Here is a 15,692-nt window from a genome sequence, read left to right on the forward strand (position 1 = left end):
GAGATGCGTCCGGGATCTTCCTGCTCTGTCCATCCTTGTACACGCGGCCGAAACGGTTCGCCGACAAGGAGAGTTGATCGGTGGAGAAGCAGGAAGGGCGGGACGCCGCGGGGGTACGGCTCGACGACCCGTGGTACGACGCGCTGGCCTCCGGCTGGGGCGAGCTGGACGGCACAGGTGCCCCCGCGCCCGTCCAGCCGCCGCAATCCGCGGACCGGCAGAGCGCCGGGCCGTGCGCGGCCGACATCTATCTTGAAGTGCAGCGCAGCGCCGCCTTCCAGGAGGTGCGCGGCCGCTACCGGAGGTTCGTCGTCCCCGCCGCCCTCGCCTTTCTCACCTGGTACTTGGCGTACGTCGTCGCGGCCACCACGGCTCCCGGGATGATGGCCCGGCCGGTGGCGGGCGCGGTGAATGTGGCGATGGTCGCCGGGCTCGGACAGTTCCTCACCACCTTCCTGCTGACCTGGGCGTATGCCCGCCATGCGCGGTTGCGCCGGGACCGAGCCGCGCTCGATCTGCGCTGGACCGTGTTCGATCAGACAAGGGCGCAGGAGCAGACGAGAGCCCAGGAGCAGACGAGAGCCCGGGAGCAGGCAAGGGCGCAGGAGCAGGCGAGAGCACAGGAGATGACGCGGGGGCACGAGCGTTGAGCGGCGACCACCAGACTCTGGCGCTGCTGCTCTTCAGCGCGTTCATCGCGCTCACCCTCGCCATCACGACCTGGGTGAGCCGCAACAGGCGTGGTTCCGCGGAGGAGTTCTACGCGGGCGGGCGGCTTTTCTCCCCCATGGAGAACGGGTTTGCCATCGCCGGCGACTACATGTCCGCCGCCTCGTTCCTCGGCATCTCCGGCCTCATCGCCCTCTACGGCTACGACGGAATGCTTTACTCCGTCGGCTTCCTGGTCGCCTGGCTGGTCGTCCTGCTCTTTGTCGCCGAACTCGTGCGCAACTGCGGCCGGTTCACACTCGCCGATGTCGTCGCGTCGAGGATGAGCGAGCGCCCGGTCCGCATCGCGGCGGGAACTTCTTCCGTCGCCGTGTCCGTTCTCTATCTGGTGGCGCAGATGGTGGGGGCGGGCAGCCTTGTCGCGCTGCTGCTGGGCGGTACGAGCGAAGCCGCGCGCTCGTGGACCGTGATCGGCGTGGGTGCACTGATGGTGATCTATGTGTCGCTGGGAGGGATGCGAGCCACCACCTGGATCCAGATCGTGAAAGCCGTGCTGCTGATGGCCGGCGCGATCGCGATGACCGTGCTCGTACTGACCCGCTTCCACGGCGACTTCAACCAGCTGCTGAACTCCGCCGCCGAACGGAGCGGCCACGGCAAGGACTTCCTCTCGCCCGGCCTCAAATACGGCGGGAACTGGACCGCACGCCTCGACTTCATCAGCCTCGGCCTGGCGCTCGTCCTGGGCACGGCGGGGCTGCCGCACATCCTGTCCCGCTTCTACACCGTGCCGACCGCGCGGGCCGCCCGCCGCTCGGTCGTCTGGGCGATCGGCCTCATTGGCAGCTTCTATCTGATGACGATCGTGCTCGGCTTCGGCGCGGCCGCGGTGGTGGGCTCCGATGCGGTACGGGCGTCGAACGCCGCTGGGAACACGGCGGTTCCGCTGCTCTCCCTCGATCTGGGCGGGGGCGCCGGATCGACCGGCGGCACGGTTCTCTTCGCGGTGGTCGCGGCCGTGGCCTTCGCGACCATCCTCGCCGTCGTCGCCGGTATCACCCTCGCCTCCTCGGCCTCGGTCGCCCACGACCTGTACGCCTCACTCAAGCGGCGCCACTCCAAGCAGCGCAGCGAGGTCGCGGTCGCCCGGGTCGCCGCGGTAGCCATCGGGGCGGCCGCCATCGCGCTCGGCCTGCTCGCCCGCGATCTGAACGTCGCGTTCCTGGTCGGCCTGGCCTTCGCGGTCGCCGCCTCCGCCAATCTGCCCGTACTGCTCTACTCGCTCTTCTGGCGGAACTTCACCACGCGCGGCGCGGTGTGGTCGGTGTACGGCGGGCTGATTCCGGCGGTGCTGCTTGTCGTGTTCTCGCCAGTCGTGACGGGCAGCCCGGAGGCGCTCTTCCCGGGGGTGGACTTCCATGTCTTCCCGCTGCAGAACCCGGGGCTGGTCTCCATCCCGCTGGGCTTCCTGGCGGGCTGGATCGGCACCGTGACGTCTGCTGAGCCGCCGGACGCCGCGAAGCATGCGGAGACAGAGGTACGGGCGCTCACGGGCGCGGGAGCGGTCTGAAGCTCGTGGGGCGGTCGAAGGCCACCGCGGACCGGTTTTCTCAGATGCTCGCCGACGAAGGCCGCCCGCGGACCGGTTTTCTCAGATGCTCGCCGACGAAGGCCGCCCGCGGACCGGTTTTCTCAGATGCTCGCCGACCAGAGGTACCGGTGTTCCGGGCGGCCCGTCTCGCCGTACTTCAGGCTCAGTTGCACTCGGCTCGCCCGCTCCAGCAGCTTCAGATAGCGCTGCGCCGTTTGCCGGCTCACCCCCGCACGCTCCGCGATCTCCTGGGTGGACAGCGGTCCTTCGGCGGCCAGCAGCACCTGGCGCACCAGCTCGGCGGTCGTCGGCGAGTGGCCCTTGGGCAGGTCCGGGGCGATCGAGCCGGCCGACAGTGCCCCGAAGATCCGGTCCACCTCGGCCTGTTCGGCCTCGCCGCCGCCCTCCAGGGTGCGGCGGAGCGAGGCGTACGCCTCCAACTTGGCGCGCAGGCCCGCGAAGTTGAACGGTTTCACCAGGTACTGGAGTGCGCCATGGCGCATCGCCGCCTGGACAGTGGCCACATCGCGGGCCGCGGTCACCATGATCACATCGGTCTGGTGGCCCAGCCTGCGCAGCTCGCGTACGATCGCGAGCCCGTTCCCGTCCGGCAGATAGTGGTCGAGCAGGATCAGATCCACCGGACTGTCGGCGATCCGGGCGAGTGCCTCGGCCGCCGAGTAGGCCTTCGCGGAGACTCGGAAGCCGGCCACCTTGGACACATAGGCAGCGTTGATCTCCGCGACCCTGATGTCGTCGTCCACCACCAGTACGTCGATCATCGTGCCTCCACAACCGTGGCCAGCCCAGGCTCGGTCAGCGCTTCGGGGAGTACGACGGTGAACTCGGCGCCGCCGCCCGGCGCCTCGCGCACCCGTGCGCTGCCGCCCTGCCGTTCCGCGAGCCTGCGCACCAGCGCCAGGCCGAGTCCGCGCTTGCCGTGGGCAGGGAGTTCCTTGGTGGACCAGCCCTCGGTGAAGATCAACTCCCGCTGTTCGGGCGGGACTCCGGGGCCGCTGTCCGCGATCCGCAGGACGGCCGTACGGCCCTCGGCCCGCAGCTCGACCTCGATCCACGGGTCCTGCGATCCGGCGGCCGCGTCCAGCGCGTTGTCGACGAGGTTGCCGACGACCGTTACCAGACCGCGCGGGTCCACCAGCCGGTCGGGCAGCAGCGTTCCCGGCGCGATGCGCAGCGAGACACCGCGCTCCGCAGCTACCGTCGCCTTGCCCACCAGCAGTGCGGCCAGCAGAGGGTCATGGATCCTCTCGGTGACCTGCTCGGCGGTGGCCCGGTGCACGCCGACCACCTCGGTGACGAACTCCACTGCCTCCTCGTGCATCTCCAGTTCGAGGAGTCCCAGCAGGGTGTGCATCCGGTTGGCGTGCTCATGGTCCTGTGCGCGCAGGGCGTCGATCAGTCCGCGGGTCGAGTCCAGCTCGCGGCCGAGCTGCTCCAGCTCGGTACGGTCGCGCAGGGTGGCGACGGCGCCGCCGTCGTCGGTGGGCATCCGGTTGGCGATCAGCACCCGGTTGCCTCGTACGGTCAGCAAGTCCTCGCCGGTGACCCGGCCGGCCAGTACATCGGTCGTTCGGCCCGCGCCCAGCACCTCGTCGAGCGGCCGCCCCATCGCCTCGTGGCCGAGGCCGAGTAGCCGCTGCGCCTCGTCGTTCATCAGCCGGATCCGGCCCGACCTGTCGAGGGCCACGACCCCTTCCCGGATGCCGTGCAGCATCGCCTCGCGCTCCGCCAGCAGCGCTGAGATGTCGGAGAAGGCCAGGTCGTGCGTCTGCCGCTGGAGCCTGCGGGAGATCAGATAGGCGGCCAGGGCCCCGACGGCCAGTGCCCCGCCGGCGTACGCGAGCAGCCCGGGGATCGCGGCCAGCAGCCGGGCGCGCACGCTGTCGTACTCGATGCCGACCGACACCGCGCCGACGATCCTGCCGCTGTCGTCACGCAGCGGCACCTTTCCGCGGGCGGAACGGCCAAGTGTCCCGCTGTCGATCTCCATCACCTCGTTGCCCGCCAGCGCCGCGCTGGGGTCGGTGGAGACGACGCGGCCTATCTCCTGGGGGGCGGTGTGGGACCAGCGCACCCCGCGCCTGTCCATGATCACGACGTATTCGGCACCGGTGGCCTCCCGGATCCGCTCGGCCTCGGCCTGTACCGGACCGCCGGCCGTCGGCCGTGAGCCGAGCAGCTCGTCGGCGACCTCCGGGGACGCGGTGGTCTCGGCGATGGCGAGCGCCCGGCGCATCGCCTGGTCGTCGAGCTGGGCGCTGAGCGGCGCGAGGAAGAGACCGGTGGCCAGCACAGTGACACCGGTGGCGATGGCCAGCTGCATCAGCAGGACCTGGGAGAAAACCCGCTGCGGCCAGCCGAACCGCCGGCGCCGGGCGGGGGTGGTCGGAACGGGGCTCATGCCTATGAACGGTAGATGGCCGAGCGGACTTTCCGAAATTTCCATTTCAACGCAAATGGCTTGCGCATTTTGCGGCGCGGTCGTCGGCGTCTGGAAGGACTTCCTCTGGCCGATGCTCACCCTGCCCGATCCGACCAAGCAGACACTCAACGTCGGCATCTACTCCCTGGCGAACGGCCGCAGCCAGGCCACCGTGTCCTGGGGGAGCCGGCCCTCGTCGTCCAGGGGGCCGCTCGTCAGCAGGACGCTTGTGTGGCCGGGGCGGAGCTGACGCCGCGGCCGGCGTCGCCGGACATCGATCCCCCACCCCAGGAGGCTGAGTGTCATGAGCGCAACAAGAGCCCCCACCTGCCGCACTCTCTGCACCTGCTGCGTCTGCCGCACCCGCCGCACCCTCTGTCCGTGCTGGGGAGCGCCGACGGTTCGTCGTGGTCCACGCTCGTGGCGGGGAACGGCTACCGCTTCGACCCGGTGACTGGGAACACGGTCACCGTCCGGCTCCCGGCCGGTACGAGCATCTGCCATCTGCGCCTCACTGTGACGGCCAACACCGGCTGGCCGGCAGCGCAGTTCAGTGAAGTGGAGGCCTATCGCTCCTGACGCATCGAATCCTCCGCCCGCTCACGGCAACGGCCTGGGCGGGCGGGGGCCGTCGTACTGCCCGCTCGGACGCATCCGCAGCGGGCGCTCCTCGTACTCCTCCATCGCGTGCGCGATCCAGCCGGCCGTACGCGCCACGGAAAAGACCGTCTCGCCCGCCTCGGCCTGCATCCCGGCCGCCACCGAAAGCACCGCGAGCGCCAGGTCGACATTGGCGTGCAGCTCCACATGGCGGGCCGTCGTGGCCTCCACCTCGCGTGCCGCCTCGAGCGCGGGGCGGGCGGCGGGCAGCTCGGCCAGTACGCCGAACAGCGCCTCGGCGCGGGGGTCCTTGCCCGGGTAGAGCCGATGGCCGAGACCCGGCACACGACGGCCCGCCCGAAGATGGTCCGCCACGACGGCCGCGGCGCTCCCCCGCTCCAGGACCTCGGCCAGCATCCGGTGCGCGAGACCGCTGGCGGCCCCGTGCAGCGGGCCGTCGAGTGCGCCGAGCCCTGCCGAGACCACGGCGTACGGATGGGCGCGCGCGGATGCGGCGACCCGCACGGCGAGCGTCGAGGCGGCCAGATCGTGGTCGATCAGCAGGGAGAGCGCCATGTCCAGGGCCCGAATGAATGACTCGTCCGGGTGCTCGGCGGTCAGCCGCGACCAGAGCCGCCAGGCGATCCTGCCCTCGCCCCGGTGCCGCCTGCCGACCGTCGGCAGGGCGTCGACCAGGGTGGGGATCAGCGTCCGGGCGCTGCCGAGCACGGCGTCCCGGTCGAGGTCGAAGCGCAGCGGATCCGCGACCGCCGCCGCGATGGCGGCCACCCGGAGCCGGTCCGCCGAACCGCTGTGCGCGGGCAGCGCCTCGACCGCGCGACGGGCGGCGGCGAGCGGCTCGGCGGGGGCGGTGAACCGGACACCGGCCCGCAGGGTGCCGGTCCAGAGCCAGTCGGCGATCTCCTCGTAGCCGTAGCGGCGGGCGAGTTCGGTCGCGTCGACGCCGCGGAAGTAGTAGCGGTCCTTGTCGATCAGCGTGATGCGGGTGCGGATCCGCTGAGTGACGTCGCCGCCGGGAGAGGGCTCCCTTCGGCCCCTGCGGGAGAGCGCGTCGACCTCATTGGCGTCGAAGGTGCTGCCGCGTCCGCTGGGATCGCGCCTGCTGGAGAGCTGGCCGCGGCTGACATACGCGTACACCGTCTCGGGTTTCACGCCGAGCCGTGCGGCCGCCTCCTTGGTGGTCAGCCGCTCGCCGTCCGCCTGGTCCGTCATAGCGTCACCGTACACATATTGATTCAATCAATGTTGACACTGATCCTGTCAAGCATGGACAGTCGAATCAAGTTCAGGGAGGACACCATGCAGAGCACCGGGACCACCGCACCCGTCGACGTACCGCGCGGACTCGCGGGCGTCGTCGTCACCGACACCGCGCTGGGTGACGTCAGAGGGCGCGAGGGCTTCTACCACTACCGCCAGTACTCGGCCGTCGAACTCGCCGAGAAGCGCCGCTTCGAGGACGTCTGGCATCTGATGTTCTACGGCGAGCTGCCGGACGCGGCGCAGCGTGCGGCCTTCGTGGAGTACACCGCGTCCCTGCGTCATCTGCCCGACGACGTCCGCGCCGCACTGCCCGCCATAGCCCGCTCGTGCGCGCTGTCCGGGCCGCTCGCCGGACTGCGCACGGCGCTCTCCCTGCTGGGAGCCTCCGCGGGGCTGCGCCCGGTGTACGACCTCGACGCCGACCGTCGCCGGACGGACGCGCTCGCGGCGTGTGCGACGGTGCCGACGCTGCTCACCGCGCTGTACCGGCTGGGCCAGGGACTGGAGCCGGTCGAACCGCGTGACGACCTGCCGTACGCCGCCAACTACCTCTACATGCTGACCGGTTCCGAGCCGGAACCGACGCGGGCCCGGGCGGTCGAGCAGTACCTCGTCTCCACCGTCGACCACGGCTTCAACGCCTCGACCTTCACGGCCCGCGTGATCACCTCCACCGGAGCCGATGTGGCCGCCTGTCTGGTGGGAGCAATCGGCGCACTCTCGGGTCCCCTGCACGGCGGAGCCCCGAGCAGGGCTCTCGACACCCTCGATGCGATCGGCACGCCGGAACGCATCGACCCCTGGATCAGGGAACGGGTCCTGGCGGGGGACCGGATCATGGGCTTCGGCCATCCCGTCTACCGCACCGAGGACCCTCGCTCGCGGATGCTGCGGGGGATCGCGGAGAGCTTCGGCGGACCGCTGGTGGAGTTCGCGGTCCAGGTGGAGGCGCGCGTCGAGGCGATCCTGGCCGAACTCAAGCCGGGCCGCGAGCTGCACACCAATGTGGAGTTCTACGCCGGGGTGGTCATGGAGCTGTGCGGGCTGCCGCGTGAGATGTTCACGCCCACGTTCTGTGCGGCAAGGGTCGTCGGCTGGAGTGCCAACATCCTTGAGCAGGCGGCGGACTCGAAGATCATCCGCCCGTCTGCCCGCTATGTGGGACCGCCGCCGCCTCAGCCTGTTCCGGTGGCGTCCTGACGCATGCCTCAGCCCGGTACCGCTTGGCGGAACTGGGCTGTGCGTGCCTGATGTACGGGTTAGGCGTCGGGGATGTCCGCCTTCGCGCGCACAAGGGTCTCGCGGCTCACCACGACGATCCGTTCGTACTCGGCCCGCCCCGCGTCGGGCGGTAGCTCGCTTTCGAGCGCAGTGGTGCGGTCTGTCCCGATGACTGCGAAGTTGCCGTCACTCAACTCGAAGATATCGGGACATGTCTGACCTGACAGGCTTCCCCGCTCGCGTGGGGAAGCGCCAATTCTGCGCACGATCTTCACGTGTGGCCGTTCCTAGGTTCTGGTTTCGGACCCCCGGAAGGATTCCGCGCGCGCGCCCTCAACATACGCGACTTGCCCAAACCGTAATCCGAATGGAGGACCATGCGGTGGGCAAATTGCCTAATCACGGCGGATCGGTCCACCAGTTCGCACGGTCCAGGCGCTGCCTCGCGATGATGCCGTCGACCACGCGGCCGAGCTGTCCCTCCCGCGACTCGTATCTCAGGCTGGCGCGGTGATGGCGCGTCAACTCCCAGTACTCTCGGAAGATGGCGTTCTGGCAGATGACCCGGAGATGTCCGTACACCTCCGTTTCGTTCGTCGAGCCGATCTGGTACGCGTGGAGGACGTTGTTGTAGACGGCGTTGGCGAAGAGATACTGCCGTTGCTTCACCAGCGGGACCTCAAGCTCATAGGTGTCCAGTACGGCGACCAGATCCGGGTCCTCCATCGCCTTGCTCAGCAGTTCGAACTGAAGGCGGTGCTGATTCGTCAGGGCGCTGCGCTCGTGAAAGCCGTTCGCCTCGGCCATGTGCTTGAGCTGAATGCTCAGATTGGTGTTCTGGCGGTGCAGCTGTCGGTGCTGGACCGCCAGGGCGATGACCACCGCGCCGAACGCAAGGCCGGAGAACACGGCGTTGGCGGGTGAGACGTCGGTGTCCGGAGAGAGCTCGTGCATCACTGCACCGATTGCCAGACTGAGGGCGGCGACCAGTGTGATCACCCCTACTGTGGCAGCGATCCCCAGTGCGATCGCTGCCACGACCCCCCTTTGCGGCTCACTTCCCTGTGTGGTCATGTCAACCCCCGATCCACAGGCGGCCGTTCGCTGGGCACCGGGCAGGGACGTGCTGAGGGCCGGCGAGCGGTCGCAGTCTGCGCGTGCTGTCGCCCTGCCGCCGAGCGGCTCTGATCGGTGAAGGGCGAGAAGTGGAGGCGAGGATGAACCAGTCGCCGTCCCAAGGAGGTTGCCCGGCGGGCGGCTGGAGCAATCGCGTAGCTGAACGCCTGACACGAAGATTTTGGCCGATGAGGGCAGCAGGGGCGCAACATTTGCCGCCTCCAGCCACGGGAGTAACTGAATATCGGGTCGACTACGATCCTGGTGCGTGGCAAGAAATCCGATACCTGTCGTCGTTCTCGCGGGCTTTCTGGGATCCGGCAAGACGACCTTGCTCAACCATCTGCTGCGAGCGAGCCGCGGCACCCGGATCGGCGCGATCGTCAATGACTTCGGCTCCATCGAGATCGACGCCATGACCGTGGCCGGTCAGCTGGGCGATTCCACCGTCTCCCTCGGCAACGGGTGTCTGTGCTGCGCGGTCGACGCGAGCGAGCTGGACGTCTTCCTCGACAAGCTCACCCGACCCGCCGCTCGCCTTGATGTGATCGTCATCGAGGCCAGCGGACTCGCTGAGCCGCAGGAACTCGTCCGCATGCTTCTGGCCAGCGACAACGAGAGCATCGTCTACGGCGGACTCGTCCAGGTCGTCGACGCAGCCGAGTTCGACGGGACACGGGAGCGACACCCCGAGATCGACCGGCATCTCGGCATCGCCGATCTGATCGTGCTGAACAAGGCGGACCGTATCGGTGAGGCCGCCGGTCAGCGGTTGCTCGAGAAGGCCGCTTCTCTCGCCGGGGGAGCCGCGGTGATGCCGGCGACGTACGGGCGGATCGACCCGGAACTGCTCTTCGAGTGCCGCCCCCGGACCGAGCGCGTGGGGCAGCTGTCGTTCGAGGATCTCCACGACGACGACCAAGATCACGACGATCACGACGGCCATCTGCACACCGCCTACGAGACCGTGTCCTTCAGCTCGGGCGAGCCCCTCCACCCGCGCAGACTGCTGGACTTTCTCGACTCGCGGCCCGACGGCCTCTACCGCATCAAGGGCTTTGTCGACTTCGGCTTGCCCGACCCGCGCAACCGGTATGCCGTCCACGCCGTCGGCCGCTTTCTCCGGTTCTATCCGGAGCCTTGGCCGGACGGCGCGCAGCGGGCGACCCAGCTGGTCCTGATCGGCTCCGGAATCGACACCGGAGCCCTGGTCAAGGAACTCGACGCCGCCCGGGTGACCCGGCCGCAGGACGCCCCCGATGAGCACAGCATGTGGGGCGTCCTGCGGTTCGTACAGGAAGAAGCGGCTGCGGGCTAGCTCGCCGGCCCCGCCAGCACCGCCACCGGCGATGTCAGCGGCGTGCCCGAACCGTCGCGGCGCGGGTCGATCTCCGGCAGCTCGGCCGGTGCGCCGTTCTTCTGCGCGGCCCGCGCCGGAGCCGCGCCCGCCCAGGCCAGTACGAGCACGTCCTCGCCCTTGAGGAACCGCTGGCAGCGCACTCCGCCCGTCGCCCGCCCCTTGCGGGGGTACTGGTCGAAGGGCGTCAGCTTCGCCGTCATCACCGAGTCGTCCAGCGTGCCGTGCGAGCCGGCGACCGTGAACACCACCGCGTCCCCGGCCGGATCCACCGCCGTGAACGAGATCACCTCGGTGCCGTCCGCCAGCTTGATGCCGGCCATGCCGCCCGCCGCCCGGCCCTGCGGCCGCACCTGCGAGGCCGGGTAGCGCAGCAGTTGCGCGTCGGAGGTGATGAAGACCAGGTCCTCGTCGCCCGTACGCAGCTCGGCGCCGCCGACGACCCGGTCGCCGTCCCTGAGGGAGATGACCTCCAACTCGTCCTTGTTCGCGGGGTAGTCGGGCACAACACGCTTGACGACACCCTGCAGGGTGCCGAGCGCCAGGCCCGGCGAGGACTCGTCGAGCGTGGTGAGGCAGATGATCCGCTCGTCCGCCTCCAGCGACAGGAACTCCGAGACCGGCGCCCCGCCCGAGAGGTTGGGCGTCGAAGCGGTGTCCGGCAGCTGCGGCAGATCGATCACCGAGATCCGCAGCAGCCGCCCGGCCGATGTCACCGCGCCCACGTCGCCGCGCTGCGTCGCGGGCACCGCGGAGACGATCACATCGTGCTTGGCGCGTCTGCCTCCCTCGTCCACCGGCGGCTCGCCCGTGGCCGTACGGGCCAGCAGACCCGTCGAGGACATCAGCACCCGGCACGGGTCGTCCGCGACCTCGAGCGCCACCGCGGCGATCGGCGTGCTCGCCGACTCCAGCAGCACGGTGCGCCGCTCGGTGCCGAACTTCTTCGCCACCGCGGCCAGTTCGCCCGAGACCAGCTTGCGCAGCTCGGCGTCCGAGTCCAGGATCCCGGTCAGCTCGTCGATCTCGCCGTTCAGCCGGTCGCGCTCGCTCTCCAGCTCGATGCGGTCGAACTTGGTCAGCCGGCGCAGCGGGGTGTCCAGGATGTACTGGGTCTGGATGTCGCTGAGCGAAAAGCGCTCGATCAGCCGCTCCTTCGCCTGCGCGGAGTTCTCGCTCGACCGGATGAGGCGGATGACCTCGTCGATGTCGATCAGCGCGACGAGCAGGCCCTCGACCAGGTGCAGCCGGTCGCGCCGCTTTGTCCGCCGGAACTCGCTGCGCCGGCGCACGACCTCGAAGCGGTGGTCGAGGTAGACCTCAAGCAGCTCCTTGAGGCCCAGCGTGAGCGGCTGCCCGTCCACCAGCGCCACGTTGTTGATGCCGAAGGACTCCTCCATCGGCGTCAGCTTGTAGAGCTGCTCCAGCACAGCCTCCGGAATGAAGCCGTTCTTGACCTCGATGACCAGACGCAGACCGTGCGAGCGGTCGGTGAGGTCCTTGACGTCCGCGATGCCCTGGAGCTTCTTCGACGAGACCAGGTCCTTGATCTTCGCGATCACCTTCTCCGGGCCGACGGTGAAGGGCAGTTCGGTGACGACCAGGCCCTTGCGGCGCGCCGTGACGTCCTCCACGGAGACCGTCGCGCGGATCTTGAAGGTACCGCGCCCCGTTTCGTACGCATCCTTGATGCCGGTCAGGCCCACGATCCGGCCGCCGGTCGGCAGGTCGGGCCCGGGGACGAAGCGCATCAGCGTCTCGAGGTCCGCGCCCGGGTGCTTGATCAGATGGCGGGCGGCGGCGATGACCTCGCCCAGATTGTGCGGCGGCATGTTCGTCGCCATGCCGACCGCGATCCCGGACGCGCCGTTGACCAGCAGATTCGGGTAGGCGGCGGGGAGAGCGACGGGCTCGCGCTCCTGGCCGTCGTAGTTCGACTGGAAGTCGACGGTGTCCTCGTCGATCGACTCGGTCATCAGTGACGTCGCGTCGGCCATCCGGCACTCGGTGTACCGCATGGCGGCCGGCGGGTCGTCATTGCCGAGCGAGCCGAAGTTGCCGTGCCCGTCGACCAGCGGCAGGCGCATCGAGAACGGCTGGGCCATCCGCACCAGGGCGTCGTAGATCGACGCGTCGCCGTGCGGGTGCAACTTACCCATGACCTCGCCGACGACACGGGCGCACTTCACATACCCCCGGTCGGGGCGCAGGCCCATCTCGTTCATCTGGTACACGATCCGGCGGTGCACCGGCTTCATGCCGTCACGTGCGTCCGGCAGGGCCCGGGAGTAGATCACCGAGTACGCGTACTCGAGGAAGGAGCCCTGCATTTCGTCCACCACGTCGATGTCGAGGATCCTCTCCTCGAAATCGTCCGGCGGCGGGGTCTTCGTGCTGCGGCGGGCCATCGCGGCTGCTGCTCCTTCGCGTACCAGGTCTGGAACTGACGCCGACCATTGTGGACCGTCCCACTGACAACGCCGACCGCGACCCGGGAACTTCGCCAGGTGTCAGCGCGCTTGCATACAGTGGCAGGACTTCTCCATATCGCGATCGAAGGGACGTACATGCCCATGGGTCACACGGCCACAGCGCAGGCCGGTTCCGGCGGCCTGACAGCGACTGAGCACCGGCTGGCCAACGGCCTGCGCGTGGTGCTCTCCGAGGACCACCTGACCCCGGTCGCCGCTGTCTGCCTCTGGTACGACGTCGGCTCACGCCACGAGGTCAAGGGCCTTACCGGCCTCGCCCACCTCTTCGAGCACCTGATGTTCCAGGGCTCGGGCCAGGTGAAGGGGAACGGCCACTTCGAGCTGGTCCAGGGCGCCGGTGGCTCGCTGAACGGCACCACCAGCTTCGAGCGCACCAACTACTTCGAGACGATGCCCACACACCAGCTGGAACTGGCGCTCTGGCTGGAAGCCGACCGGATGGGCTCGCTGCTCGCCGCGCTCGACGACGAGTCGATGGAGAACCAGCGCGACGTCGTCAAGAACGAGCGCCGCCAGCGGTACGACAACGTTCCGTACGGCACGGCTTTCGAGAAGATGACCGCCCTCGCCTACCCCGAAGGCCACCCGTTCCACCACACGCCGATCGGCTCGATGGCCGACCTGGACGCGGCGACCCTCGAGGACGCCCGCACCTTCTTCCGTACGTACTACGCGCCGAACAACGCCGTGCTGTCGGTCGTCGGCGACATCGACCCGGAGCAGACGCTCGCCTGGATCGAGAAGTACTTCGGCTCCATCCCGGCCCATGACGGAAAGCAGCCACCCCGTGACGGATCGCTGCCGGAGATCATCGGTGAGCAGCTGCGCGAGGAGGTTGTCGAGGAGGTCCCGGCCCGTGCGCTGATGGCCGCCTACCGGCTGCCGCACGACGGCACGCGCGAGTGCGACGCCGCCGATCTGGCGCTGACCGTCCTCGGCGGCGGCGAGTCGTCCCGGCTGCACAACCGTCTGGTGCGCCGTGACCAGACGGCTGTAGCGGCCGGCTTCGGTCTGCTGCGGCTGGTCGGCGCGCCCTCGCTCGGCTGGATGGACGTGAAGACGTCCGGCGGCGTGGAGGTCCCGCAGATCGAGGCCGCGGTCGACGAGGAGCTCGCGCGGTTCGCCGCGGAGGGCCCCACGCCCGAGGAGATGGAGCGCGCGCAGGCCCAGTTGGAGCGCGAGTGGCTGGACCGGCTCGGTACAGTCGCGGGCCGCGCCGACGAACTGTGCCGGTACGCAGTGCTGTTCGGTGACCCGCAGCTCGCGCTGACCGCCGTGCAGCGGGTGCTGGACGTCACCGCCGAGGAGGTGCAGGCGGTCGCCAAGGCCAGGCTGCGCCCCGACAACAGGGCAGTGCTGGTCTACGAGCCCATCTCGGCCGACGACGGCGAGGGCGACGACAGCGACGAGACCGACGAGCACGAGGGGACCGACCAGTGAGCGACGCTGCCGTGACCATGCAGTTCCACCCGCAGCCGGCCGCCGGAGAGGCCCGGCCCTGGGCGTTCCCCGCCCCCGAGCGCGGCACGCTGGACAACGGGCTCACGGTGCTGCGCTGCCACCGTCCCGGCCAGCAGGTGGTGGCTGTCGAGATCTGCCTCGACGCGCCGCTGGACGCCGAGCCGGAGGGCCTCGACGGCGTCGCCACGATCATGGCGCGCGCCCTGTCGGAGGGCACCGACAAGCACTCCGCGGAGGATTTCGCGGCCGAGCTGGAGCGCTGCGGAGCGACACTCGACTCGCACGCCGACCACCCCGGCGTCCGCGTCTCCCTGGAGGTCCCGGTCTCCCGGCTGCCCAAGGCGCTCGGCCTGCTCGCCGACGCGCTGCGCGCACCCGCCTTCGCCGACAGCGAGGTGGAGCGGCTCGTACGCAACCGTCTCGACGAGATCCCGCACGAGACGGCCAATCCGGGCCGCCGTGCCGCCAAGGAGCTTTCCAAGCAGCTCTTTCCGGCCTCCCTGCGCATGTCGCGCCCCCGTCAGGGCACGGAGGAGACGGTGGCCCGGATCGACTCCGCGGCCGTGCGGGGCTTCTATGAGGCGCATGTGCGGCCCGCCACGGCCACCGCGGTGATCGTCGGCGACCTCACCGGGGTCGACCTGGACGCCGTGCTGGCCGACACCCTCGGCACCTGGAAGGGCGACAGCGCCACGCCCCGTCCCGTACCGCCGATCACGGCCGACGACACGGGCCGCGTGGTCGTCGTGGACCGGCCGGGCGCCGTGCAGACGCAGCTGCTGATCGGCCGCATCGGGGCGGACCGCCACGACCGCGTCTGGCCCGCGCAGGTGCTCGGCGCGTACTGCCTGGGCGGCACCCTCACCTCCCGCCTGGACCGCGTACTGCGCGAGGAAAAGGGCTACACCTACGGCGTGCGGGCCTTCGGCCAGGTCCTGCGGTCCGCCCCCGACGGTTCGGGCGCCGCGATGCTCGCCGTCAGCGGCTCGGTGGACACCCCCAACACCGGACCGGCGCTGGAGGACCTCTGGAAGGTGCTGCGCACGCTCGCGGCCGAGGGGCTCACCGACGCCGAGCGGGATGTCGCCGTGCAGAACCTGGTGGGCGTCGCCCCGCTGAAGTTCGAGACGGCGGCGTCCGTCGCGGGCACGCTCGCCGATCAGGTCGAGCAGTCCCTCCCGGACGACTACCAGGCGCAGTTGTATGTACGGCTGGCCGAGACCGGCACCGTGGAGGCGACGGCCGCGGCCGTCAACGCCTTCCCGGTGGACCGGCTTGTCACGGTGCTCGTCGGCGACGCCTCGCAGATCGAGGAGCCGGTCAGGGCACTGGGCATCGGTGAAGTGACCGTTGTCACGGGCTGATTGACCGCAAGACGATCCGTCATACCTGGCAAACAACTTAAAACAGACAAGCGGAACCCCGGCCTCCAAAGCGACGCCGGGGTTCTGTCTTATG

Annotated in this window: 12 protein-coding genes and 2 pseudogenes; 8 read left to right on the plus strand and 6 right to left on the minus strand. The window is 69.6% G+C overall.

Going from position 1 to position 15,692, the window contains the following annotated elements; genetic code table 11:
- Positions 1-80 precede the first annotated feature (80 nt).
- Together ACH492_RS29895 and ACH492_RS29900 are read left to right on the plus strand one after the other, a co-directional pair.
- Positions 81-650 carry a DUF485 domain-containing protein gene (locus tag ACH492_RS29895; protein ID WP_398990980.1) on the plus strand — a complete coding sequence of 190 codons (570 nt, stop codon included), beginning with the start codon at positions 81-83 and terminating at the stop codon, positions 648-650.
- Positions 647-2,239: a cation acetate symporter gene (locus tag ACH492_RS29900; protein ID WP_398990982.1), complete on the plus strand. Its 1,593-nt coding sequence runs from the start codon at positions 647-649 to the stop codon at positions 2,237-2,239. Before ACH492_RS29895 ends, ACH492_RS29900 begins: the two co-directional genes overlap by 4 nt.
- A 122-nt stretch (positions 2,240-2,361) precedes the next feature.
- Here ACH492_RS29900 and ACH492_RS29905 read toward each other — a convergent pair whose 3' ends face one another.
- Positions 2,362-3,042 (minus strand): response regulator, encoded by a 681-nt coding sequence (locus ACH492_RS29905; protein WP_398990984.1) that lies wholly within the window; start codon positions 3,040-3,042, stop codon positions 2,362-2,364.
- A complete protein-coding gene (locus ACH492_RS29910; RefSeq protein WP_398990986.1) occupies positions 3,039-4,682 on the minus strand; it encodes an ATP-binding protein in 1,644 nt (547 codons plus the stop codon). Before ACH492_RS29910 ends, ACH492_RS29905 begins: the two co-directional genes overlap by 4 nt.
- Before the next feature lie 76 nt (positions 4,683-4,758).
- Here ACH492_RS29910 and ACH492_RS29915 point away from each other — a divergent pair.
- Positions 4,759-4,860: pseudogene (locus ACH492_RS29915) on the plus strand (carbohydrate ABC transporter permease); the annotation flags it as partial.
- 218 nt (positions 4,861-5,078) lie between these two features.
- Positions 5,079-5,282 (plus strand): annotated as a pseudogene (locus ACH492_RS29920) (hypothetical protein); the annotation flags it as partial.
- A gap of 21 nt (positions 5,283-5,303) precedes the next feature.
- Here ACH492_RS29920 and ACH492_RS29925 read toward each other — a convergent pair.
- Complete coding sequence (locus ACH492_RS29925) at positions 5,304-6,536, minus strand: citrate/2-methylcitrate synthase (protein ID WP_398990988.1); 1,233 nt, start codon at positions 6,534-6,536, stop codon at positions 5,304-5,306.
- A gap of 87 nt (positions 6,537-6,623) precedes the next feature.
- On the opposite strand from ACH492_RS29925, the gene ACH492_RS29930 reads away from it, so the two are divergent.
- The gene (locus ACH492_RS29930; RefSeq protein WP_398991095.1) at positions 6,624-7,787 is read left to right on the plus strand and encodes a citrate synthase; all 1,164 of its coding nucleotides are present in this window, start codon (positions 6,624-6,626) and stop codon (positions 7,785-7,787) included.
- A gap of 59 nt (positions 7,788-7,846) precedes the next feature.
- Here the strand turns inward: ACH492_RS29930 and ACH492_RS29935 are convergent, their stop codons facing one another.
- Complete coding sequence (locus tag ACH492_RS29935; RefSeq protein ID WP_356229864.1) at positions 7,847-8,083, minus strand: hypothetical protein; 237 nt, start codon at positions 8,081-8,083, stop codon at positions 7,847-7,849.
- A 124-nt stretch (positions 8,084-8,207) separates the two neighbouring features.
- Positions 8,208-8,846, minus strand: coding sequence for a DUF6082 family protein (locus ACH492_RS29940; RefSeq protein ID WP_398990991.1), 639 nt, complete (start codon positions 8,844-8,846; stop codon positions 8,208-8,210).
- 346 nt (positions 8,847-9,192) lie between these two features.
- On the opposite strand from ACH492_RS29940, the gene ACH492_RS29945 reads away from it, so the two are divergent.
- Positions 9,193-10,242: a CobW family GTP-binding protein gene (locus tag ACH492_RS29945; RefSeq protein ID WP_398990993.1), complete on the plus strand. Its 1,050-nt coding sequence runs from the start codon at positions 9,193-9,195 to the stop codon at positions 10,240-10,242.
- On the opposite strand, the gene ACH492_RS29950 is transcribed toward ACH492_RS29945, so the two are convergent.
- Positions 10,239-12,689, minus strand: a complete 2,451-nt coding sequence (locus ACH492_RS29950; RefSeq protein WP_398990995.1) for a DNA topoisomerase (ATP-hydrolyzing) subunit A — start codon at positions 12,687-12,689, stop codon at positions 10,239-10,241. The genes ACH492_RS29945 and ACH492_RS29950 overlap by 4 nt on opposite strands.
- Before the next feature lie 159 nt (positions 12,690-12,848).
- Here ACH492_RS29950 and ACH492_RS29955 point away from each other — a divergent pair, with 159 nt between their 5' ends.
- The gene (locus ACH492_RS29955) at positions 12,849-14,213 is read left to right on the plus strand and encodes a M16 family metallopeptidase (RefSeq protein ID WP_398990997.1); all 1,365 of its coding nucleotides are present in this window, start codon (positions 12,849-12,851) and stop codon (positions 14,211-14,213) included.
- A gap of 17 nt (positions 14,214-14,230) precedes the next feature.
- Positions 14,231-15,598 carry a M16 family metallopeptidase gene (locus ACH492_RS29960; protein ID WP_398991097.1) on the plus strand — a complete coding sequence of 456 codons (1,368 nt, stop codon included), beginning with the start codon at positions 14,231-14,233 and terminating at the stop codon, positions 15,596-15,598.
- Positions 15,599-15,692 lie beyond the last annotated feature (94 nt).

It is taken from the genome of Streptomyces sp. NPDC019443 (assembly GCF_044389785.1).
In the GTDB taxonomy this organism is placed as follows: Bacteria; Actinomycetota; Actinomycetes; order Streptomycetales; family Streptomycetaceae; genus Streptomyces.